The 21,170-nt window shown below is 72.1% G+C and carries 14 protein-coding genes; 5 read left to right on the top strand and 9 right to left on the bottom strand.

Features of this window, described 5'->3' with window-relative positions:
- Window positions 1-87: 87 nt before the first annotated feature.
- From aceE to ADK52_RS29855, 6 genes are all read right to left on the bottom strand, one after another.
- The gene (aceE, locus tag ADK52_RS29880) at window positions 88-2,769 is read right to left on the bottom strand and encodes a pyruvate dehydrogenase (acetyl-transferring), homodimeric type (RefSeq protein ID WP_053692968.1); all 2,682 of its coding nucleotides are present in this window, start codon (window positions 2,767-2,769) and stop codon (window positions 88-90) included.
- Between the two features lie 220 nt (window positions 2,770-2,989).
- Entirely contained in the window at window positions 2,990-3,613 is a 624-nt protein-coding gene (locus ADK52_RS29875) for a GntR family transcriptional regulator (RefSeq protein WP_030156168.1), read from the bottom strand.
- 108 nt (window positions 3,614-3,721) lie between these two features.
- On the bottom strand, window positions 3,722-5,113 hold the full coding sequence (locus ADK52_RS29870) for a lipase family alpha/beta hydrolase (RefSeq protein ID WP_053692967.1): 1,392 nt from the start codon (window positions 5,111-5,113) through the stop codon (window positions 3,722-3,724).
- A gap of 115 nt (window positions 5,114-5,228) precedes the next feature.
- Window positions 5,229-7,010, bottom strand: a complete 1,782-nt coding sequence (gene sucB / locus ADK52_RS29865) for a 2-oxoglutarate dehydrogenase, E2 component, dihydrolipoamide succinyltransferase (protein ID WP_053692966.1) — start codon at window positions 7,008-7,010, stop codon at window positions 5,229-5,231.
- A gap of 57 nt (window positions 7,011-7,067) precedes the next feature.
- A complete protein-coding gene (gene lpdA, locus ADK52_RS29860) occupies window positions 7,068-8,456 on the bottom strand; it encodes a dihydrolipoyl dehydrogenase (protein ID WP_030863427.1) in 1,389 nt (462 codons plus the stop codon).
- Between the two features lie 298 nt (window positions 8,457-8,754).
- Window positions 8,755-10,296 (bottom strand): leucyl aminopeptidase, encoded by a 1,542-nt coding sequence (locus ADK52_RS29855; RefSeq protein ID WP_053692965.1) that lies wholly within the window; start codon window positions 10,294-10,296, stop codon window positions 8,755-8,757.
- A 346-nt stretch (window positions 10,297-10,642) separates the two neighbouring features.
- On the opposite strand from ADK52_RS29855, the gene ADK52_RS29850 reads away from it, so the two are divergent.
- The 5 genes from ADK52_RS29850 to ADK52_RS29830 all read left to right on the top strand — a co-directional run bounded on the left by ADK52_RS29850 (window position 10,643) and on the right by ADK52_RS29830 (window position 17,439).
- Window positions 10,643-12,670, top strand: a complete 2,028-nt coding sequence (locus ADK52_RS29850; protein WP_053692964.1) for a hypothetical protein — start codon at window positions 10,643-10,645, stop codon at window positions 12,668-12,670.
- Between the two features lie 106 nt (window positions 12,671-12,776).
- The gene (pelF, locus tag ADK52_RS29845; RefSeq protein WP_053692963.1) at window positions 12,777-14,291 is read left to right on the top strand and encodes a GT4 family glycosyltransferase PelF; all 1,515 of its coding nucleotides are present in this window, start codon (window positions 12,777-12,779) and stop codon (window positions 14,289-14,291) included.
- Window positions 14,288-15,826 (top strand): hypothetical protein, encoded by a 1,539-nt coding sequence (locus ADK52_RS29840; protein ID WP_053692962.1) that lies wholly within the window; start codon window positions 14,288-14,290, stop codon window positions 15,824-15,826. The genes pelF and ADK52_RS29840 overlap by 4 nt, the downstream gene beginning before the upstream one ends.
- Window positions 15,827-15,952: 126 nt before the next feature.
- Entirely contained in the window at window positions 15,953-16,600 is a 648-nt protein-coding gene (locus ADK52_RS29835) for a spherulation-specific family 4 protein (protein ID WP_053693023.1), read from the top strand.
- Entirely contained in the window at window positions 16,597-17,439 is an 843-nt protein-coding gene (locus ADK52_RS29830) for an endo alpha-1,4 polygalactosaminidase (protein WP_053692961.1), read from the top strand. The genes ADK52_RS29835 and ADK52_RS29830 overlap by 4 nt, the downstream gene beginning before the upstream one ends.
- A gap of 8 nt (window positions 17,440-17,447) precedes the next feature.
- Here ADK52_RS29830 and ADK52_RS29825 read toward each other — a convergent pair whose 3' ends face one another.
- From ADK52_RS29825 to ADK52_RS29815, 3 genes are all read right to left on the bottom strand, one after another.
- Window positions 17,448-18,620: a sensor histidine kinase gene (locus tag ADK52_RS29825; protein WP_078988708.1), complete on the bottom strand. Its 1,173-nt coding sequence runs from the start codon at window positions 18,618-18,620 to the stop codon at window positions 17,448-17,450.
- Between the two features lie 85 nt (window positions 18,621-18,705).
- Window positions 18,706-19,440, bottom strand: a complete 735-nt coding sequence (locus ADK52_RS42595; protein WP_053692959.1) for a hypothetical protein — start codon at window positions 19,438-19,440, stop codon at window positions 18,706-18,708.
- Entirely contained in the window at window positions 19,437-21,152 is a 1,716-nt protein-coding gene (locus tag ADK52_RS29815; protein WP_420714955.1) for a phosphatidylglycerol lysyltransferase domain-containing protein, read from the bottom strand. The genes ADK52_RS42595 and ADK52_RS29815 overlap by 4 nt, the downstream gene beginning before the upstream one ends.
- Between the last annotated feature and the right edge of the window lie 18 nt (window positions 21,153-21,170).

The following is a 21,170-nucleotide window of genomic DNA, read 5'->3' as shown; positions in this document are numbered from 1 at the left end:
CCGCCACCGCTCATACGGCCAAAGGCCGGTGCCCGACCCCTGGGATCAGGGGGCGGGCACCGGCCTTCGCCGTGCGGTGCGCGTGCCTTACAGGCCGTAGCGCTCGCGGGCCTCCTTGATGGCGGACGCCGGCACCTCGCCGCGGCGGGCGAGCTGGGCCAGCGCGGCCACCACGATCGACTGCGCGTCGACACCGAAGTGGCGGCGGGCGCCCTCGCGGGTGTCGGACAGGCCGAAGCCGTCCGTACCGAGCGAGGTCCAGTCCTGCTCCACCCACTGGCTGATCTGGTCCGGGACCTGGCGCATCCAGTCGGAGACGGCCAGCACCGGGCTGGTGACGCCCTCCAGCGCGCGGGTGACGTACGGGGTGCGCACCTCGCCGCGCAGCAGCGCCTCGTCGCACTCCAGCGCGTCGCGCCGCAGCTCGCCCCAGGAGGTGGCGGACCAGACGTCGGCGGCCACGTTCCAGTCGGCGGCGAGAAGCTTCTGCGCCTCCAGCACCCAGTGGATCGCCGTACCCGAGGCCATCAGCTGGATCTTCGGGGCGTCGGCGGCCGGGGCGGACTCCAGCGAGGAGGCCTCGTTGAAGCGGTAGAGGCCGCGCAGGATGCCCTCTTCCACGCCCTCCGGCATGGCCGGCTGCACCTTCGGCTCGTTGTAGACCGTCAGGTAGTAGAAGACGTCTTCCGGCTTCTCGCCGTACATGCGGCGCAGACCGTCCTTGACGATCACCGCGATCTCGTACGCGAACGCCGGGTCGTAGTTGAGCGACGCCGGGTTCGTGGACGCGATCAGGTGCGAGTGGCCGTCCGCGTGCTGGAGGCCCTCACCGGTCAGCGTCGTACGACCGGCCGTGGCGCCGACGATGAAGCCCTTGCCGAGCTGGTCGGCGAGCTGCCACATCTGGTCGGCGGTGCGCTGCCAGCCGAACATCGAGTAGAAGATGTAGAACGGGATCATCGGCTCGCCGTGCGTCGCGTACGACGTGCAGGCGGCGATGAAGTCGGCCATGGCGCCGGCCTCGGTGATCCCCTCGTTGAGGATCTGGCCGTCCTTGGCTTCCTTGTAGTACATGAGCTGGTCGCGGTCGACCGGCTCGTACGTCTGGCCCAGCGGCGAGTAGATGCCGGCCGACGGGAAGAGCGACTCCATGCCGAAGGTGCGGGCCTCGTCGGGGACGATCGGCACCCAGCGCTTGCCGGTCTCCTTGTCCCGCATCAGGTCCTTGACGAGCCGGACGAAGGCCATGGTGGTGGCCATCTCCTGCTTGCCGGATCCCTTGATCAGCGGGGCGAAGGAGCGCTCGGCCGGAGCCGGCAGTGCCACGTGCTTGACCTTGCGGGCCGGGGCCGGGCCGCCGAGCGCCGCGCGGCGCTCGTTCAGGTACCGGACCTCGGGGCTGTTCGCGCCCGGGTGGCCGTACGGGACGACGCCGTCGGCGAAGGCGCTGTCCGGGATCGGGAGCCCGAGCAGGTCGCGCATGCCCTTGAACTCGTCGATCGTCAGCTTCTTCATCTGGTGGTTCGCGTTCTTCGACTCGAACCCGGCGCCCAGCGTGTAGCCCTTGACGGTCTGCGCGAGGATGACCGTCGGCGCGCCCTTGTGCTCCAGGGCGGCCTTGTACGCGGCGTAGACCTTGCGGGGCTCGTGGCCGCCGCGGGAGCTGTGGAAGCACTCGGCGATCTTCGCGTCGGAGAGCACGCCGGCCAGCTGCACGAGCTCGGCGTTGGCGCCGAAGAAGTGCTGGCGGATGTAGGCCACGTCGCGGGTCGCGTACGTCTGGAACTGCGCGTCGGGTACCTCGCGCAGGCGGCGTACCAGGGCGCCCGTGGTGTCGAGCTGGAACAGCTCGTCCCAGGCGGAGCCCCACAGCGACTTGATGACGTTCCAGCCGGCGCCGCGGAACTGGGCCTCCAGCTCCTGGACCACGCGGAAGTTGGCGCGGACCGGACCGTCGAGGCGCTGCAGGTTGCAGTTGATGACGAAGGTCAGGTTGTCGAGCTGCTCGCGGGAGGCCAGGGCCAGGGCGGCGGTCGACTCGGGCTCGTCCATCTCGCCGTCGCCGAGGAAGGCCCAGACGTGCGAGTTGGCGGTGTCCTTGATGCTGCGGTTCTGCAGGTAGCGGTTGAAGCGCGCCTGGTAGATCGCGGAGAGCGGGCCGAGGCCCATGGAGACCGTCGGGAACTCCCACAGCCACGGCAGGCGCCGCGGGTGCGGGTAGGACGGCAGGCCGTTGCCGCCGGACTCCTGGCGGAAGTTGTCGAGCTGCTGCTCGGAGATGCGCCCGTCGAGGAAGGCGCGGGCGTAGATGCCGGGGGAGGCGTGGCCCTGGATGTAGAGCTGGTCGCCCGATCCGTCGGCCTCCTTCCCGCGGAAGAAGTGCTGGAAGCCGGTCTCGTAGAGCCAGGCCGCCGAGGCGAAGGTGGCGATGTGGCCGCCGACGCCGTACTTGGAGCCCCGGGTCACCATGGCGGCCGCGTTCCAGCGGTTCCAGGCGGTGATCTTGGCTTCCATCTCCTCGTCGCCCGGGAACTCGGGCTCGGCGGAGGTGGGGATGGTGTTGACGTAGTCCGTCTCCAGCAGCTTCGGCAGGGCGAGGCCGGCGGCCTCGGCGTGCTGGAGGGTGCGGCGGAGCAGGTATTCGGCGCGGCGCGTACCGGCGGCCTTGGCGACGGCGTCGAGGGAGGCCGCCCATTCGGCGGTCTCCTCGGTGTCGCGGTCCGGGAGCTGGTCGAGCTCGCTCGGAAGCTTTCCTACGGGGTCGGACATCGGTGTGCGCCGCCTTCCGGACAAAGGAGAGGTGGTGAAAAATCCCTGACGGGCAGGACAGGGTCGATGGGCCCGGTTGGGGTCCGTCGACGACTGTAAATCGCTGATCGATGATCGATCAAACGAATGTGACATTGAAATGGCCATCCGGCCAAAAGTCGGCACCCGGTGCCATGGAATCAGGCACCCGGTGCCGGGCAAAACGGGACAGAACAACCCGTCAGGCGCGGGGCGCGCACCCCAGGACATGCCGCTTCACGAGCACGCCGATGTCCGGATCCTGACTGCGGAACGCCTCCACGAGGGCCGCGTGCTCCTCCGCGTACGACTTCTGGACGGTTCCCAGCCAGCGGATGGACAGGGCCGTGAAGACCTCGATGCCCAGGCTCTCCCAGGTGTGCAGCAGCACGCTGTTCCCGGCCGCCCGCACCAGCTCCCGGTGGAAGCCGACGGTGTGCCGCACCTGCGCGGTCCCGTCCTCGGTCCGGTCGGCCTCCCACAGCGCCGCCACGTGCGGCTCCAGCGCCGAGCAGTCGGCCGCCAGCCGCGGCGCGGCCAGTTCGGCCGCGATCTGCTCCAGGCCGGCCCGGACCGGGTAGATCTCCTCCAGGTCGGCCGCCGACAGGTTCCGTACGCGCACGCCCTTGTTCGGCGCCGACTCGATCAGCCGCAGCGTCTCCAGCTCGCGCAGCGCCTCGCGCACGGGCGTCTGGCTGACCTCCAGCTCCACGGCGATCCGGCGCTCGACGATCCGCTCGCCGGGCTTCCAGCGTCCGCTGACGATCCCCTCCACGATGTGCTCGCGGATCTGCTCGCGCAGCGAGTGCACGACGGGTGGGGTGATCATCGGGGCTTCATCTCCTGTGGGGCGCGCATCGCTTCGATGCGTAGACAATACGGCGGAGTGGGCCGCGGGGATGCGTTCCTGGTCAGGGCCGTTGGGTGAGGCTGGTTACAAGGCGCTGCGCCGGATCACGCTCAGGGCCGTCACCGGACCCACCGACAGCCGGTACGCGCCCGGTTCGGGCGGCGGGAACGCGACGCCGTAGCGGCCGCCGCCCAGGCTCCGCAGGGCGCGGGCCACCGGACGGCCGCCGTCGGCCGGGCGGAGCTCCGCCATGAGCAGCCGCGCGTCGTCGGGGGCCGTGACCGTGACCTCGTACGGGACCCCCGCGGGCAGTACGGGCAGCAACCGCACCCCCAGCCGGGCGGCCGGGTCCGCGCCGTGCGTACGGTCCGCGCCGTCCGGGCCGTGCGCGCCGTCCGTACGGACCGCGCCGTCCGTACGGTCCGTGCCGTCCGCGGACCCGGGGAGCGGGGGCCCGTCGCCCAGGAGGCCGCGCAGGGCCTCCCGTACGGCCCGGTTGTTCTGGAGCGAGCCGTGCTGCTCGTACGGGGTGCACGGCTCGTACGGGGTGCCGGGCCCGGCGGCCCCGCCGAGGCGGGGGACCGTGCCGTCGCCGTCGGGCCCCGGGATCAGGGTCAGGCGGTCCCCGGCGTACCGCGCGGTCGTCGCCGTGGGCTGGCCCGTGCCGGCGATCGCGTACAGATCGGCCCGCGGCGGGGCGCCGCGCAGGTCGGCGTGGAAGCGGGCCGCGTCCGCGAGCAGCGCCTCGTCCACGCCCGGCAGCCCCGGCAGGTCGCGCAGGTGCGCGAGCCCGTCCGGGCCCTCCACGCAGGCGTAGTCGGGGGCCAGCTGGTGCAGGGAGGGCAGGCTGCGGGCGAAGGGGCCGAGGTCGGGATCCGCGGTGCGCTCGCCCTCCACCAGGTCGGCCAGGGCCCGTACGGAGCCCCGGTGCGGGGTGCCCAGGGTGATCACGCGGCGGGTGATCCCGTGCCCGCCGAGGCGTTCCACGTAGTGCCGGGCCACGAGCCCGCCCATCCCGTGGCAGAGGAAGACCACCCGGGCCTCGCGGCGCTCGGGGGCCGAGGCCCGCCAGCGCTCCAGCTCCAGGTCGATCCGGCCCTTCAGCCGCTCCGCGCTGTGACGGCAGGACAGCCGCCAGTCGTACGGGAACGTGAGGAGGTTGTCCGACACGGACAGGGTGAAATGGCGTTCCAGCCAGCGCAGCAGGTCCGTGTAGCCGTCCACCGGGTGCCAGATGCCCGGCAGGGCGTGCAGATCGGGCATCAGGCCCACGGGGACGACCCCGTCGCCAGGGTCACCGTCGCCGATGTCCTTCGGGAGGCGCAGGGCGTCCACGGAGCGGCCGAAGCCGCGCAGGCCGCGTAACAGGGCCGGGCCGGACAGGTCCCAGACCGCTCTGCCGTCGGCGTCCGCCAGCCGGCTGCCCAGGATCCCCGGCAGTACCACGACGAGATCCGTCACCTGTGCCCGTGCCATTCGCAGCCCCCCGAGATGTCACACATGGACCCACCAGGATATGACGACGGCGCCCCCGCCCGAAGTGGTTCCGGGCGGGGGCGCCGTACGCGTCGCTGCCGAGGCGGCGTGAGCCTTACAGGCCGAGCTCGACCTCGAACTCGCCGGCCTCGAGGATCGCCTTGACGGCCGAGAGGTACCGGGCCGCGTCCGCGCCGTCCACCAGGCGGTGGTCGTAGGACAGGGTCAGGTACGTCATGTCGCGGACGCCGATGACGGTGCCCTCGGGGGTCTCGATGACCATGGGGCGCTTGACCGTGGCACCGATGCCCAGGATGGCGACCTGGTTCGGGGGCACGATCACGGTGTCGAACAGCGCACCGCGCGAGCCGGTGTTGCTGATGGTGAAGGTCGCGCCCGACAGCTCGTCCGGCGTGATCTTGTTGCCGCGGACCTTGGCGGCCAGGTCGGCCGTGGCCTTGGAGATGCCCGCCAGGTTGAGGTCACCGGCACCCTTGATGACCGGGGTCATCAGGCCCTTCTCGGAGTCCACGGCGATGCCGATGTTCTCCGAGTCGAAGTAGGTGATGGTGCCCTCGTCGTCGTTGATCCGGGCGTTGACGACCGCGTGGGCCTTCAGCGCCTGGGCCGCGGCCTTGACGAAGAACGGCATCGGCGAGAGCTTGACGCCCTCGCGGGCCAGGAAGGAGCCCTTGGCCTGCTCGCGCAGCTTCATGATCTTGGTGATGTCCACCTCGACCACGGAGCTGAGCTGAGCCTGCGAGTGCAGCGCCTTCATCATGTTGTCGCCGATGACCTTGCGCATGCGGGTCATCTTGACGGTCTGACCGCGCAGCTCCGAGACCGCGGCGGCCGGAGCCTTGGCGGCCGGGGCGGCGGCCGGAGCCGGGGCGGCAGCGGCGGCCTTGGCGGCCTCGGCGGCGGCCAGGACGTCCTGCTTGCGGATACGGCCACCGACGCCGGTGCCCGAGACCGAGGCCAGGTTGACGCCGGACTCCGAGGCGAGCTTGCGCACCAGCGGGGTCACGTACGCGCCCTCGTCACCGGCGGAGACCGGGGCGGCGGGGGCGGCGACCGGAGCCGGGGCGACCGGAGCCGGAGCGGCCACGGGGGCCGGAGCGGCGACCGGAGCCGGAGCGGCGACCGGAGCGGCAGCGGCCGGGGCGGCCACGACCGGAGCCGGGGCGGCGACCGGAGCGGCGGCGACCGGAGCCGGAGCGGCGGCGGCCGGGGCAGCCGCGACCGGGGCCGGGGCGGCGGCCGGAGCGGCGGCGGCCGGAGCGGCACCGGCGGCGCCGATGACGGCCAGGACGGTGCCGACCTCGGCGGTCTCGTCCTCGTTGATCCGGATCTCCAGCAGGGTGCCGGAGACCGGCGCGGGGATCTCGGTGTCGACCTTGTCCGTGGAGACCTCGAGCAGCGGCTCGTCGGCCTCGACGGACTCGCCGACCTGCTTCAGCCAGCGGGTGACGGTGCCCTCGGTGACGCTCTCGCCCAGGGCGGGGAGAACGACGTCCGTGCCGGAGGCGGCGGGCGCAGCGGCGGCCGGAGCCTCGGCGACCGGGGCCGGAGCCGCGGGGGCCTCGGCGACCGGAGCCGGAGCGGCGGCCGGAACCTCGGCCACGACCGTCTCGGCCTCGGCGGGGGCCGGGGCGCCGGAGCCGTCGTCGATGACGGCCAGCTCGGCGCCGACCTCGACGGTCTCGTCCTCGGCGACCTTGATGGAGGCCAGGATGCCGGAGACGGGCGACGGGATCTCGGTGTCGACCTTGTCGGTCGAGACCTCGAGCAGCGGCTCGTCGGCCTCGACGCGCTCGCCCTCGGCCTTCAGCCAGCGGGTGACAGTTCCCTCGGTGACGCTCTCGCCGAGCGCCGGAAGGGTTACGGAAACCGACATGGTTTCAGTTGCTCCTTACGAAAGTGCGGAAGTGGTCGTCGCGCCCGTGACTGTGGATTAGTCGTGGGAGTGAAGCGGCTTGCCGGCCAGGGCCAGGTGGGCCTCGCCGAGCGCTTCGTTCTGGGTCGGGTGCGCGTGGATGAGCTGCGCGACCTCGGCCGGCAGAGCCTCCCAGTTGTAGATCAGCTGGGCCTCGCCGACCTGCTCGCCCATCCGGTCACCGACCATGTGGACGCCGACCACGGCACCGTCCTTGACCTGGACGAGCTTGATCTCGCCCGCGGTCTTCAGGATCTTGCTCTTGCCGTTGCCCGCCAGGTTGTACTTCAGGGCCACGACCTTGTCCGCGCCGTAGATCTCCTTGGCCTTGGCCTCGGTGATGCCGACCGAGGCGACCTCGGGGTGGCAGTACGTGACGCGCGGAACGCCGTCGTAGTCGATCGGGACGGTCTTCAGACCGGCCAGGCGCTCCGCGACGAGGATGCCCTCGGCGAAGCCGACGTGCGCGAGCTGCAGGGTCGGGACGAGGTCGCCGACCGCCGAGATCGTCGGCACGTTGGTCTGCATGTACTCGTCGACCAGGACGTAGCCGCGGTCCATCGCGACGCCCTGCTCCTCGTAGCCCAGGCCCTGGGAGACCGGGCCGCGGCCGACGGCGACCAGCAGCACCTCGGCCTCGAAGGTCTTGCCGTCCGCGAGGGTGACCCGTACGCCGTTCTCGGTGTACTCGGCCTTGTCGAAGAAGGTGCCCAGGTTGAACTTGATGCCGCGCTTGCGGAAGGCCCGCTCCAGCAGCTTCGAGCTGTTCTCGTCCTCGACCGGGACGAGGTGCTTGAGGCCCTCGATCACGGTGATGTCGGAGCCGAAGGACTTCCACGCCGAGGCGAACTCGACGCCGATGACGCCGCCGCCCAGGACGATCGCCGACTCGGGGACGCGGTCCAGGACCAGCGCGTGGTCCGAGGAGATGATGCGGTTGCCGTCGATCTGCAGGCCCGGCAGCGACTTCGGCACGGAGCCGGTCGCCAGCAGGACGTGGCGGCCCTGGATGCGCTGGCCGTTCACGTCGACGGAGGTCGGCGAGGAAAGGCGGCCCTCACCCTCGATGTACGTCACCTTGCGGGAGGCGACCAGGCCCTGCAGGCCCTTGTACAGGCCCGAGATGACCTCGTCCTTGTACTTCTGCACGCCCGCGATGTCGATGCCCTCGAAGGTGGCCTTCACGCCGAACTGGGCGGCTTCGCGCGCCTGGTCCGCGATCTCGCCCGCGTGGAGCAGTGCCTTCGTGGGGATGCAGCCGTTGTGCAGGCAGGTGCCGCCGAGCTTGTTCTTCTCGATCAGGGCAACGTCCAGACCCAGCTGGGATGCGCGCAGAGCCGCGGCGTAACCGCCACTGCCACCGCCGAGGATCACTAGGTCGAAAACGGTGCTGGCGTCGTTCGCCACGTCACGTCCTCCATGCATGTGCGCCGGGCACCGGTCCTCTGTGACCGGGCGGCGGCTGGTAATCGGCCGCTAGTTGTTCGGCCCTGTGGTGGGGGCCCTGTCCTGCCGAGAACCCATCTTCGCATTTGTCGGGGGAACGCGGGACGCCGGGCCCAGGATGTGGCAGGTCGTTCTGCCCGAAGTAAGGGTTACCAGTGCGTAGAAACCTACGGATTTCGTTGTCAGTGAACATGCCTCAAGCCTTGATCGAGTGCGATCAAGGCTTGAGACATGTCACAGCCGGCGCTGCGGGGCTGCGTCAGCCCAGGTCGCCGGTGGCCGTACGCTCGGCCAGCCGCACCAGGGTGCGCACGGCCGAGCCGGTGCCGCCCTTGGGGGTGTAGCCGTACGGGGCGCCCTCGTGGAAGGCCGGGCCCGCGATGTCGAGGTGCGCCCAGGTGATGCCCTCGCCCACGAACTCCTGGAGGAAGAGGCCGGCCACCAGGCCGCCGCCCATGCGCTCGCCCATGTTCGCGATGTCCGCGGTGGGGGAGTCCATGCCCTTGCGCAGGTCGGCGGGGAGCGGCATCGGCCAGGAGGCCTCGCCGACCTCCTCGGCGATCTCGTGGATCGAGGTACGGAAGGCGTCGTCGTTGGCCATGATGCCGAAGGTCCGGTTGCCCAGGGCCAGCACCATCGCGCCGGTCAGGGTGGCGACGTCGACGATCGCGTCCGGGTTCTCCTCGGAGGCCTTGGTCAGCGCGTCGCCCAGGACCAGGCGGCCCTCGGCGTCGGTGTTCAGGACCTCGACGGTCTTGCCGCTGTACATGCGCAGCACGTCGCCGGGGCGGGTGGCGGAGCCGGAGGGCATGTTCTCGGCGAGCGCGAGCCAGCCGGTGACGTTGACCGGGAGGCCCAGCTTGGCGACGGCCACGACGGAGGTGAACACGGCGGCGGCGCCGGACATGTCGCACTTCATCGTCTCGTTGTGGCCGGCCGGCTTCAGGGAGATGCCGCCCGAGTCGTAGGTGATGCCCTTGCCGACGAAGGCGAGGTGCTTCTCCGCGTCGGGGTGGGTGTAGGCGATCTTCACCAGGCGCGGCGGGTTCTCGGAGCCCTTGCCGACGCCCATGATGCCGCCGAAGCCGCCCTTGGTCAGCGCCTTCTCGTCCAGGACCTGGACCTTGATCCCGTGCTCCTTGGCGGTCGCGGACGCGACGGCGGCGAAGGCCTCGGGGGTGAGGTCGTTCGGCGGGGTGTTGATCAGGTCGCGGGCGATGTTGACCTCGGTCGCGACGATCGAGGCGCGCTCGACGGCGGCCTTGTGCTCCTTGTCACGCGGCTTGGCGCCCAGCAGGACGACCTCGGCGAGCGGCTGCTTCGGGCCGCCGTTCTTCTCCGCGCCCTTGCCGGCCTTCTTCTCGCCGCCCTGGTAGGCGGTGAAGGCGTACGCGCCCAGCAGCGCGCCCTCGGCGACGGCCGTGATGGCCGAGGCGTCCTCCAGGGGGAGGGCGAAGGCGGCCTTCTTGGTGCCGTGCAGCGCACGGGAGGCGGCGCCGGCGGCGCGGCGCAGGGCCTCCTCGTCGTACGACTCGTCCTTCTCGGGGACGGGGCCGAGTCCGACCGCCAGCACGACCGGGACCTTCAGGCCGTCCGGCGCCGGCAGCTTGGTGGTCTCGCCTTCGGCGCCCGAGGCACCGAGCGCGTCGAGCACGGCGGCGAGCTTTCCGTCGTACGCCTTGTCCACGGCCTCGGCGCCCGCGGCGACGACCGGGCCCTTGGGGCCCTTCGCCACGCCGACCACGAGGGCGTCGGCGCGCAGCGTCGCCGCGCCGGCAGTGCTGAGAGTCAGAGCAGTCACGGTGGTGAAGTCTCGCTTCCGTTTGTGTTGTGGGCCGAGTGGGTGGCCGGCCATCCGCAGCGATCGTATTCCGGCCCGACGGCCGCCAGAAATGAGCCTACGCGTACCGGCTGGTCCGCACGGCACTCGAAGATTTGGCAAGTTGTTCGATCAAGACGCCGGGGGATTCACCCATCCGTGGTTTCCGCACCAGGTTTGCCCCTTAGACCTGACGAGGTCGGAGAGACTCGACCCACTCTCGCAAGGGGACGCGGGGTCCCTTTGCATGATTTCCACAGAGCCTCCTCGGCCCGGCCGACCGCCATAGGGCCGTAGTCGAGTGATGCCTGCGGGGGGAAAGGCCGAAATGGTCAACAAGAACCGGATGAACAGGGCTGCCGCCGCAATGGGGGTGGCAGCGCTGATGTCCGTGGCACTGCCCGCCGCGACCGCGCACGCGGCCGTGACACCGCGCATCGACCTGAAGGTGCTCGTCGTCGACGACGGCGGCAGCTCGGTCGAGGCCATCACCGCGGAGCTCCGGGACACCGGAGTCCCGTACACCAGGGTCCTCCTGGGCAGCTCCGGGCGCCCGGTCATCAACGCCGGGTTCCTCAGCGACACCGTCGACGGCCGGCCGCGCGCCAAGTACCAGGGCGTCGTGCTGCCGAACGAGAACCCGTTCGGCGAGGGCTCGGCCGAGATGGCCGCGCTCAGCGCGTACGAGACGACGTACAACATCCGCCAGGTCGACGCGTACACCTGGGCCCACCCGGGCGTCGGCCTCGAATACACCGACAACGGCGGCTACAGCGGGCAGCTCGACGGCACGCAGGCCGCCGTCACCGCCGCCGGCAAGGCGGGCCCCTTCAACTACCTCGGCGGCCAGGTCGCCTTCGAGGACAACTCCGCCCTGGTCCCCGAGAGCTACGGCTTCATGGGCAAGCCGCGGGCCGGCTACACCAGCTACCTCGACGCGCCCGTCGCCGGCGGCCGGGCCTCGCTCGTCGGCGAGTACGCGCACGACGGGCGCAGCGAACTGGTCGTCACCTTCGGCTACAACCAGTACCAGCAGCAGTTCCGGCTGCTGGCCCGCGGCATCGTCGACTGGCTCACCCAGGGGGTCCACCTCGGCCAGGAACGCAACTACTTCGCGGTCCACGTCGACGACGTCTTCGCCCCGGACGCCCGGTGGAGCAAGGAGCTCAACTGCACGCCCGGCGACTACGCCTGCGCGGGCGGGGAGGGCAAGGAGAGCACCATCCGGATGACCGCCGCCGACGCCCAGTACGCGGCGCAGTGGCAGACGAGCAAGAACTTCACGCTCGACCTCCTCTTCAACGCCGGCGCCGGCGAGGAGTGGAAGACCGAGAACGGCGGCACCGACGCCCTCACCGCGCAGCTGGTCGCCGACCGGGCCAAGTACCGCTGGATGAACCACACGTACACGCACCCCTTCCTCGGCTGCGTCCAGGACACCGCCACCATCCCGTGGACCTGTACGAAGAACGCCGCGGGCGCCATCAACTGGATGAGCCGGGCCGACATCTCCGCCCAGATCCGCGACAACAACAACTGGGCCGCCGCCAAGGGCATCACCACCGACCGCAGCGAGCTCGTCACCGGCGAGCACTCCGGCCTGAAGACCCTGCCGCAGCAGGCCCAGGACAACCCCAACCTGGCGGGCGCCCTCGCCGACAACGGGGTCAAGTGGGCGGGCAGCGACAGCTCGCGCGAACCCGCGCAGCGCGCGGTCGGCGCCGCCCTGACCGTCCCCCGCTACCCGATGAACGTGTACTACAACACGGGCACCAACGCGGAGATGGCCGACGAGTACAACTGGATCTACACCAGCCGCGCCGCCGGCGGCAGCGGGGTCTGCGAGGACAACCCCGCCACCTCCACCTGCCTCCCGGCCCCCCTCAACACCAGCACCGGCTACCTGGACTACATCGTCCCCGCCGAGGCACGGACCGCCCTGCGCCACGTCCTGGCCAACGACCCGCGTCCGCACTACGTCCACCAGTCCAACCTGGCCGAGGACCGCACCCTCTACCCGGTGCTCAACCAGGTCCTCGACACCTACCGCGCGCTCTACGCGCCCAGCGCCCCGATCGTGAACCAGAGCATGAAGGACACCGGGGTCGAGCTCAGCCGCCGGGCCGCCTGGGACAAGGCCATCGCCAACAACCAGGTGACCGCCTACCGCATCGGCAAGGACGTCACCGTCAAGGCGCCCTCCGGAGTCGTCGCCCCGGTGACCGCGCCCACCGGCACCAAGAAGCAGCTCCTGCTGGGCGCCGCCGACTTCGGCACCGCCTACGCGGGCAGCCGCTCGGCGTGGACCTCGCCCGAGCTGCTGCAGAGCGCGGTCACCCTCAAGCTGCCCAGCTGACCACTGCCCGGCTGACCACTGTCCGGCTTCGCCACCGGGTACCACCCAGCGCCGGCGCTCCGCACACGGGCGCCGGCCCCTTTTCCGTCCTGGGGGGACACAGCACATGAGTCATGGGCGTCACGTCACCATGCTCACCGAAGGCACCTATCCGCACGTCCACGGGGGAGTCAGCACCTGGTGCGACCAGCTGGTCCGCGGGATGCCGGAGGTCGACTTCAACGTCATAGCCCTGACCGGCTCCGGACGCGAGCCGGTCACGTGGGAGCTGCCCCGCAACGTCTACCGGCACACCGCCGTCCCGCTCTGGGGACCGGTGCCCGGCCGCGGCCGCCGCTCCGCCCTGCGGGGCAAGGCGCACCGCCGGTTCACGGCGACCTACGAAACCTTCCTGCACTCCCTGCTCGATCCGGCGCACGGCGGCTTCTCCGAAGCCCTGCACGAACTCGCCGTCCTGGCCCGGGCCGGCCGCCTCGCCCCGGCCCTGCGCTCCGAATCGGTCCTGCGCCTGCTCATGGCCGTGTGGACCCGCCCCGGCGTCCCCACCGCCGCCGCGGAGCCCACCATCCACGACGCGCTCACCGCCACCGACCTGATCGAGCACGCGCTGCGGCCGCTGTCCGTACGGATCCCGCCCGACAGCGTCGCGCACGCGGTCAGCAGCGGGCTCGCCACCCTCCCGGCCCTCGCCGCCAAGTACCTCGACAAGGTGCCCTTCCTCCTCACCGAGCACGGCATCTACCTGCGCGAGCGCTACCTCGGCTACCGCACCGCCGAGCAGCGCTGGCCCGTCAAGGCCCTGCTGCTCGGCTTCTACCGGGAGCTCAACACCGAGGGCTACCGGCAGGCCGACCTCATCACCCCGTGCAACCAGTACAACCGCCGCTGGGAGGAGCGCGGCGGCGCCGCCCCCGACCGCATCCGCACGGTCTACAACGGCGTCGACCCGTACGCCTTCCCCGACGCCGGACCCGAACCCGAGGTGCCCACCCTCAGCTGGTGCGGGCGCATCGACCCGATCAAGGACCTCGAAACCCTCATCCGGGCCTACGCGTTCATGCGCGAGGAACTGCCCGCGCTGCGGCTGCGCCTGTTCGGCCCGGTCCCGGCCGGCTGCGAGGAGTACAAGCTGCGCCTGGAGGAACTCGGCGCCGAACTCGGCGTGGCCGACGGGATCTCGTACGAGGGCCGCATCGAGCAGGTCGCGCAGGCCTACGCGGCGGGCAGCATCGTCATGCTCTCCAGCATCAGCGAGGGCTTCCCCTTCAGCATCATCGAGGCCATGTCCTGCGGCCGCACCACCGTCTCCACCGACGTCGGCGGGGTGCGGGAGGCCGTCGGCGACACCGGGCTCGTGGTCCCGCCGCGCGAACCGGAGACCATGGCCCGCGCCGCCCTCGCCCTGCTCCGCGACGACGAACGCCGGGCCGAACTGGGCCGCCGCTCCCGCAAACGGGTCGTCGAGAAGTTCACGCTCCACCAGTCCGTGGACGGCTTCCGGCACATCTACCGCGAACTCGCAGGCCAGCCCGTCCTGCCCGTCCGCGCGGGCGACGACTGGACGCAGCGGCTCGCCGACCCCTGGTACCGCGAACTCGCCGCCGACGGGAGCCTGTGGTGAGCGGATCCCTCTGGCTGCGCGTCCCCGGCGGCGACACCCTCCCCGCCATCCCCCGGCCCCGGCACACCGGGCCGGGGGACCCCGGCCCGGCCGGCGACCCCATGGACCGACTCGCCGAACGCCTCGACGGGTTGATCGCGGCGGCCGTCCACCCGGACGAGATCGCCGCCGTCCTCGAATCCGACGGGATGACCGACGAGCACATCCGGCTCACCTACGGGCGCCACGACTCCTTCGGCCTCGCCGAGGAGCTCTACGAGCGCGTGCCCCGTGCCTTCCCGGAGCCCGCACACGTCCCCGACCCCTGGAAGGTCTCCCTCACCGCCTGCCTGCTGCGCGGGTTCGTCTTCGCGCTGCCCGGCCTCGCCTACGTCCTCGGCGCCCCCCTGCTGGAGGGCCCCAAGGACCGGCTCGGGCTCCCCGCCGGGACGCTGACCCTGCTCGCCGGGGCACTCATCGGCTGGGTGTGGGACCAGACCCTGTCCCACCGCGCCTACACCTGGCTGGGCCTCGGCGACCGGGCCGCCGCCGGGCGGACCCTGCTCGTCGGGGCCCCCGTCGGCGCCCTGCTCGGCATCGCCGCCGCGCTGACGGTGCCCGGCGGGCCGCCGTTCAGTTACGCGTTCGCCGCCGGGCAGGCCCTGTACGTCGGCGCCGCCACCGTCCTGCTGGTCCTCGGCCGGGAGCGGGTGCTGCTCGCCGCGCTCGGCCCGATGGCCGCGGGTGCGCTGCTCGCGCTCTTCACCGACCTGCCCGTGCCCGTACGGGTGGGCCTGCTCGTCGCGTCCCTGCTGGCTGCCTGCACCCTCGCCGTTCGGGAGTTGCCGGTGGCCGAGGGCGTACGGGCCGGTGTGCGCCGGATCCGGGACCGGGCCGGCCACCGGCCCGGGGAGGGCCCGGTGCGATGGCGGATGCTGCGGGGCGCCGAGGAGGAGTACGGCCCGCGCGGACCCCGGATCGGGGACTCCGTGCCGTACGGGATGTTCGGCCTCGGCACCGGCCTGCTGGTGCTGTACGCCGCCCTGGGGGAGGTGCTCGCCGGGGGTCCCGCCGAGGCCGTCGCCGCCCCCTCGGCGGTGGCGCTCACCCTCAGCATGGGGCCCGCCGAATGGCTGCTGCACCGGTTCCGCAGCGGGAGCCTGGCCGGGCTGCGGGCGGCCCGCTCGCCCCGGCAGTTCTGGCTGCGGATGCTCGGCACGCTGGGCCGCTGCCTCGCCGCGTACCTGGCGGTGCTGCTGGCCCTCGGGCTGGCCGGAACCCTGCTCTGGCCGGGGGCCCCCGGCCTGACCGGGGTCCGGGCCGCGACCCTGCTGCTGCTCGGCGCCGTCATGTGGACCGGGCTGCTGCTCCAGTCCTTCGGGGCGGTCCGGCCCGCGGCCGCGGTCTGCGCCTCGGCGGCGCTCGCCCAGAGCCTGGCGCTGCTGCTGGGGCTGGGGCAGCCGCGGCTGGTCCAACTGGTGGTGGCGGGCGCGGCCGCGGCCGTGCTGGGTGCGCTCGTCTGCCTGCTGCTGGGCCGCGCGACGGCCCACCGCTGATGCCACCGCTGATGCCACCGCCGATCCCGCCGATCCCGCCGATCCCGCCGATCCCGCTGATCCCGTAAAACGTCCTCGTACAACGTGACTTGGTACAACGTGACCCCGTACAAGAAGAAGGTCCTGATGCTGCTGGTGCCCCTCTACGAGCATCCCGCCGACCGGCCCGAGGACTGGGAGCGGCTCATCCGCTCCGCCGGCCGGCTGCACTCGGTGGTCCTCAACCCCGCCAGCGGGCCGGGCGAGGCCCCCGACGAGCGGTTCGCCGCCGTGGCGCAGCGGCTGCGCGACGCCGGGGTGCCCGTCCTCGGGTACACCGACACCGACTACGGGCGGCGCCCGCACTCCGCCGTGGTGCAGGACCTGCTGCGCCACCGCGACTGGTACGGCGCCGACGGGGCCTTCCTCGACCAGGCCTCCGCCGATCCGGCGCTGCTCTCGCACTACGGACGGCTCGGCATCGCCGCCCGGGCCGCGGGCGCCCGTACCCTCGTCCTCAACCACGGGGTCCACCCGCACCCCGACTACGCCGAACTCGCCGATCTGCTGGTCACTTTCGAGGGACCCTGGGACGCCTACCGGGACGCGTCGGTGCCGCCCTGGACGGCCGACCACCCCGCCCAGCGGTTCTGCCACCTCGTGTACGCGGTCCCGCCGGGCGCACCCGCCGCCGAGCTCGCGAGGCAGCGGGGGGCCGGGGTGCACTGCGCGGTCCCCGGGACCGGCGCGCACCCGTGGGGAACCCTCCCGTACGCCCTGGAGGCCGCCGGATGAGCCGCTCGCCGCGCGGCGCGGTGGGGCGCGGCCGCGTCCTGCCGCTCGCCCTGCTGCTCCTGCTCGCCGCCTGTACCACCCAGGGTCAGGAGGAGCCGGACGACGTGTCGCCCGCCCCGGCGCCGGGGGAGCGCTGGCAGCCGAAACCGGCGGTGAGCTGGCAGTGGCAGCTGACCGGGACGCTGGACACCTCGGTGAAGGCGGCGGTGTACGACGTCGACGGGTTCACCACCACCAAGGAGCAGGTCGACGGACTGAAGAAGGCCGGCCGGCGGACCGTCTGCTACCTGTCCACCGGCGCCTGGGAGGAGTTCCGTCCCGACGCCGAGGCCTTCCCGAAGGCGCTGCTCGGCGAGGGCAACGGCTGGGAGGGCGAGCGCTGGCTGGACATCCGGAGGCTCGCCGAGCTGGAGCCGCTGATGGCGAAGCGGTTCGACATGTGCCGGGAGAAGGGCTTCGACGCGGTCGAGCCGGACAACATGGACGGCTACCGCAACACGTCGGGCTTCCCGCTCACCGCCGAGGACCAGCTGGCGTACAACCGGCTGATCGCGAAGCTGGCGCACGACCGGGGACTGGCGGTCGGGCTGAAGAACGACCTCGACCAGATCCCGCAGCTGGTGGGGGACTTCGATTTCGCCGTCAACGAGCAGTGCGCCGAGTACGAGGAGTGCGAGCGGCTCACCCCGTTCATCGAGGCGGGCAAGGCCGTCTTCCACGTGGAGTACGAGGGCCGGATCGGCCAGTGGTGCGGGCAGTCGCAGGAGCTGAAGCTCAGCTCGCTGCAGAAGAAGTACGAACTGGGCGCCTGGCGGCAGTTCTGCCCGCCCGAGCGCTGAAGGACCCGCTAGGTGACGGGGAGCACGGCGTGCACCCGGTAGCCGCCGCCGAACCGGGGTCCGGCGAAGCAGGAGCCGCCCAGGGCCGTGGCCCGCTCGCGCATGCCGAGCAGCCCGTGGCCGCCGCCCTCGCCGTCGTCCTCCCCGGCCGCGGCGGTGCCGCCGTCGTCCAGCACGGTCACCTCCACCGAGGCGTCCACCCGGACCACGCTGACCTCGGCCCGGACATCCGGTCCGGCGTGCTTGCGCACGTTGGTCAGCGCCTCCTGGATCACCCGGTACGCCGCCAGGTCCACGGCGGCCGGCAGCGGATCCCGGTCCCGGCCCAGTTCGACCATCACCTTCACCGGCAGCCCGGCGTGCCGGAAGGTGTCCACCAGCTCGTCCAGGACGGCCAGCCCCGGCGCCGGTTCGGTCGGCGCCTCCGGGTCGCCGGACTGCCGCAGCAGCCCGACGGTGGCCCGCAGCTCGTTCAGCGCCGAGCGGCTCGCGTCCCGTACGTGGGCCAGGGCCTCCTTGGCCTGGTCGGGACGCTTGTCCATGACGTGCGCGGCCACCCCCGCCTGGACGTTGACCAGGGCGATGTGGTGGGCCACCACGTCGTGCAGGTCCCGGGCGATCCGCAGCCGCTCCTCCGCGACCCGCCGCCGGGCCTCCTCCTCGCGGGTCCGCTCGGCCCGTTCGGCCCGCTCCCGTATGGCGTCGATGAACGCGCGCCGGCTGCGCACGGCGTCGCCGGCGGCCGCGGCCATCCCGGTCCAGGCGAAGATGCCGATGTTCTCCTGCGCGTACCAGGGCAGCGGGCCGGCCAGCATGGCCACGCCCGTCAGCCCCGCCATCGTGAGCAGGGCGATCCGCCAGGTCGTGGGCCGGTCGGTACGGGAGGCCAGCGTGTACAGCGCGATCACCGTGGACATGGCGACCGGGGCCCGGGGCTCGCCGGTGGCCAGCTCCAGCAGGCACAGCCCGATGGTCACGGCGAGCACGGTGCGGGTGTGCCGGCGCCGGAACACCAGCGCGGCCGCGCCCAGCACCATCAGCAGCAGGGAGAGCGGTTCGGGGGTCTGGGTCCCGAAGGTGGGCCCGTGCGGCCCGTGCGGATCGGCGAAGGAGCCGACGACCATGGAGACGAGCGCCCCGAGCGCGAGGACGGCATCGGTGGCGAGCGGATGGGCCCGCATCCAGTGCCGGGTGGGGGCGAACGGCCCGAGGTCTGTCGTCACCCCGATACGGTACGGCCTGCTCCGGGCGGGACGGGCGGGCCCGTCAGGTGCCGGGACGCTGCGGGGGCAGCGGGGCCGTCGGGGGCGGGCGCCGGCCGAGGGGGACGCGGGAGCGCTCCGGTCCCCACTTCGCGCGGACCACGCACACCGCCATGACGGCGGCGATGGCCGCGAGGTGCTCCTTGCCGGCCAGGTTGTCCTTGACCAGCACCTCGCCGATCATCGCCACGATCACGATCGCGCCGGTCAGGTACGCCCGGTACCGCCAGCACACGTAGATCGCGAGGCCGACCACCGCCGCCGAGGGCCCGGTGTCGTTGACCACGCGGTCCGACACGGGCAGGCCGAAGGGGTGGTCGGGGCCCAGCGAGAGCCCGATCCGCGCGTACGTGGTCCCGGCGAGGGTGGCGACGTAGCCGATGGCCAGCGTGCGCCACCAGCCGATGCAGATCTCCGAGATCCCGAAGACCAGCAGGATCTGGGCGAGCGCCCCCCACACGGGCAGGTCGAGGGCGGGGACGAACAGGGACAGCGGGGTCCGCAGCAGGGCCAGCCACAACGGGTCGACGGCTTTCACCGATCCGAGGTTCTGGACCGGCTGGAACCCCCAGGACGTGTTCTGGACGATCTGGAAGACCGAGGTCAGGCAGACGGCCCCCAGGGTCATCGGGGCCGCCCGCCACTTGTCGCGGACCAGGGCGTCCCGGACGGTCCAGAACAGGGGCCCCCACTCGCGGCGGGCGAACCGCCGCAGGGGGGGGGTCGTCCAAGCCGTCAACGATTGGTCTCCAGATGTTTGCGGTTCAGCCACTTCGGCAGCCCGGGAGCCTCCAGGAAGCCCTCGGCCCGGCCCGCCGCGATACCGATCCGCAGCAGGTCGGAGCTCTTCTCGAAGAGCATGAACCGCGGCTCCCAGATCGGCCGGTATTTGGCGTTGGCCCGGTAGAGGGACTCGATCTGCCACCAGCGGGAGAAGAAGCTCAGCAGCGAGCGCCACATGCGCAGCACCGGACCCGCGCCGAGCTTGGACCCCCGCTCGAAGACGGAACGGAACATCGCGAAGTTGAGCGAGACCTGTGTGACGCCGATCTCCTTGGAGCGTTCGAGGAGTTCGATGACCATGAACTCCATCAGACCGTTCTCGGAATCGCGGTCGCGGCGCATCAGGTCCAGCGACAGCCCCTTGGGGCCCCACGGCACGAAGGACAGGACGGCGCGCAGATCGCCGTTGCCGTCGGTGCACTCCAGCATCACGCACTGGCCGTCGCCGGGGTCGCCCAGTCGGCCCAGTGCCATCGAGAAGCCGCGCTCGGTGGCGCCGTCGCGCCAGTCGTCGGCCCGGGTGAGCAGTACGTCCATCTCGTCGGCCGGGATGTCGGCGTGGCGGCGGATCCGGACGGTGTACCCGGCGCGCTTGACGCGGTTGTAGGCCTGCCGGACGGTCCGCATGGCGCGGCCCTCCAGGGTGAACTCGTCGGTCTCGACGATGGCTTCGTCGCCCAGCTCCAGCGCGTCCAGTCCGTGGCGCGCGTAGATCTGCCCGGCTTCCTCGCTCGCGCCCATGACGGCCGGCACCCAGCCGTGCTCGCGGGCCTCGGCCAGCCAGGGCTCGATGGCGCCGGGCCAGGCCTCGGGGTCGCCGATCGGGTCGCCGGAGGCCAGCGAGACGCCGCCGACGACGCGGTACGTGACGGCCGCCTTGCCGGTCGGGGACCAGATGACGGACTTCTCGCGGCGCAGCGCGAAGTAACCGAGCGAGTCGCGGTCCCCCTGCTTGGCGAGCAGCGCGCGCAGCTTCTCCTCGTCCTGCGCGGTGAGGGGGTCGACGGCGCGGCGCGAGCGGAACGCGGCGAGCAGCACGGCGATCAGGAGCAGCGTGGACATGACGTTGATCACGATGTCCACCCAGCCGGGCGTGGTGATCGCCGCGTAGTCGCGGGCGTTCGGCTCCAGGGTGATCAGCCGCATCACGCCGTACCGCCAGCGGGCCAGGAACGTGGCCTCGGCGGCGTCGGGGTCGGTGTTGGCGGCGCCGACGATCAGCGCGGCCAGCAGCGAGGTGAACAGCAGGCCGACGGCGCCGACCGCGGTGGCCAGCTTGGGGTTGGAGCGGTCGCCCTTGGCGTAGAACTCGCGGCGGCCGAGCAGCAGGGCGCCGACGAAGGCCGCGGTCAGGGCGAGGGAGACCCAGTTCTGGGTGTGGTCGCGGAACTCCGGGTAGCAGAGGTTGAAGTCACCGCTGGTGCACGGGGCGAAGGCCGCGGTGGCGAAGGCCAGCAGCAGCATGCCGCTGAGCACCAGGTTCAGGATCCAGGCGGCCCGCTTACGGCGGCCCATGGTGACTGCGAGCAGCAGCGAGAACAGGCCGGACGCGAAGCCCGCCGTGAGCAGGTACGGGGTGTAGAAGTCGGCGGTGTTGTGCCGGCGCAGGTCCTGGCCGAGCGAAAGCCACACCGCGCTCAGGAAGTTGACGAAGGTGACGGCGCGCAGGTACCAGACCGCGAACGC

It is taken from the genome of Streptomyces sp. WM6372, from assembly GCF_001279655.1.
Classification (GTDB): Bacteria; Actinomycetota; Actinomycetes; order Streptomycetales; family Streptomycetaceae; genus Streptomyces.
This window is presented reverse-complemented; position numbering and strand designations above follow the sequence as displayed.